We start from the raw sequence: 1,849 nt of genomic DNA on the forward strand, positions 1-1,849 counted from the left end.
CCCCACACCCCACACCCTACACCCCACACCCCACACCCTACACCCCACACCCCACACCCTACACCCCACACCCAACCCCCATCACCTCATCCATGACACCAGATAGTTTTCGCGTCAGTTTTGCTCCCTTATCTTTGCAGGAAGTATATCAATTAGCCGATGATGGGGCTAATGGTGCTATTGTACTAATGAGTGGCACTGTACGGGAGCAAACCGACGGTAAACCGGTTATTTATCTTGATTATCAGGCCTACGAACCCATGGCGATCGAGGTTTTCCGGCAAATTGCCGGGCAAATTCGGCAAACCTGGCCCGATACCAATCGAGTTGTCATTCACCATCGCACCGGTAAGCTACAAATCGGTGAAATTAGCGTCTTAGTAGCGGTGGGTTGTCCCCATCGGGGGGAAGCTTTCGCAGCCTGTCGTTATGCTATTGATACTCTCAAGCATAATGCCCCCATCTGGAAAAAAGAATACTGGTCTGATGGTTCTAGTCAATGGGTTAGTATTGGGGCCTGTGAAACGGAGTGTTAGGTCTAATAACGTAAAATCAAGGCGATTTTTTGGTAATCGTTCAAGGAATCCTCCTCGACTAAAGCTACACGTCCTCCCTTGGCCAATACCGCTTCGATAATTTCATCCACTGCATCATCGATTACCTCCGTACCACCGACGTTTTCCACCAGCACTAAATCACCGTTTTCGCTTAAAACTGCGGGTACATGGTAATTTTTCTCCACTAATAACAATTTTCCTCGACCTTCCTGCGCTAAACGCCACACTTCTCCCAGGGTAGAGATAACTTTTTGAGCGCTGACTGCCGCGTCCAAAGCTTGCAGGGCTTCAGTTTTTTGATTCTGACGCACTGAATGCATAATCGGCAATACTTGCGGAATTAATTCTGGCAGTGAGGTTTTGTCAAAATTGCCGGTTAAAGTGCCAACAATTGCTGATGTGTACTGTGAAACTTCTTGAAAGAAGGAAATTTGACGAACCACTCCACCCACAATCAAAGGGGAAGAATCATCAATGTCAATGTATTCACCCAGAGCATTATCTACCTGCTGGAAAAATCGCCGGATTCTATCATCTAGATAACTGGTATCGGCATCAAAGGGCAGTGGTGCGGTGGCCCCCGGTCCAGTCATTTCTAAGGGAAAATTTTGATCGCGAATTTCTTCGAGAGTTTCTCCTGTAGCTGAGATTAAACGAGTAGAACCCTGACTTAATAGTAACAGCCAATAGGGTTGTTCTCGATGTAATCCATAAACTAAATCCCGTGTGGCAAAGGTTTTATCGATGACAACTCTTGCCTGGACAGAAAAAGGCAGGTTATAAAGCTTGGCAATATCCGGACCAATATAGATAGCTAATCCATCTAGAGTATAAGGATAATCTATTTCAGCCACTAGACTATCGAGGCGCTCGAACAAAGGTTCGATTTCACGTTTAGAGAATTCTGCCGATAATCGGCGCTTTGCTTCATCGACCAAATTTTTAACGAGAATAGGGTCTTGTTTGTTATCCGGTGAGGTGCGATGGGTAGGTAAGAGAATGGAAAGGGCGGGTATTTGAGTTAGGGATTGTAGTTTCTTAAGTTCTTGACGAGTAATCATTGATTTTAGCTTGATTGATAGGGTTAAGGAGCTAAAAATACTGGCTTTATCCAGATTTTCTCGATTTATTCAGTATTCCAGCTAACATTTGGCTCTTCGGTTTGTGTTATGCAATGGACGGGGGTTATAAGGGATGGAACCCTTATAGAGAAAGGCATTTAGCGATTTTTGTCAATTGTTTTTATCTAGAGCGAACTAATCAATTAAGTCTCTTGCCAGATAAGGATTTAG

At 44.6% G+C, this 1,849-nt stretch carries 2 protein-coding genes; one reads left to right on the forward strand and one right to left on the reverse strand.

The genetic code is table 11. The features are described 5' to 3' along the window. Positions 1–92: 92 nt before the first annotated feature. Complete coding sequence (locus tag PX481_RS24695) at positions 93–536, forward strand: molybdenum cofactor biosynthesis protein MoaE (RefSeq protein ID WP_288096581.1); 444 nt, start codon at positions 93–95, stop codon at positions 534–536. Between the two features lie 2 nt (positions 537–538). On the opposite strand, the gene PX481_RS24700 is transcribed toward PX481_RS24695, so the two are convergent. Further along, positions 539–1,618 carry an AOC03_06830 family ribosome hibernation factor gene (locus PX481_RS24700; protein ID WP_288096579.1) on the reverse strand — a complete coding sequence of 360 codons (1,080 nt, stop codon included), beginning with the start codon at positions 1,616–1,618 and terminating at the stop codon, positions 539–541. Positions 1,619–1,849 lie beyond the last annotated feature (231 nt).

This window comes from Microcystis sp. M53603_WE2, from assembly GCF_030065435.1.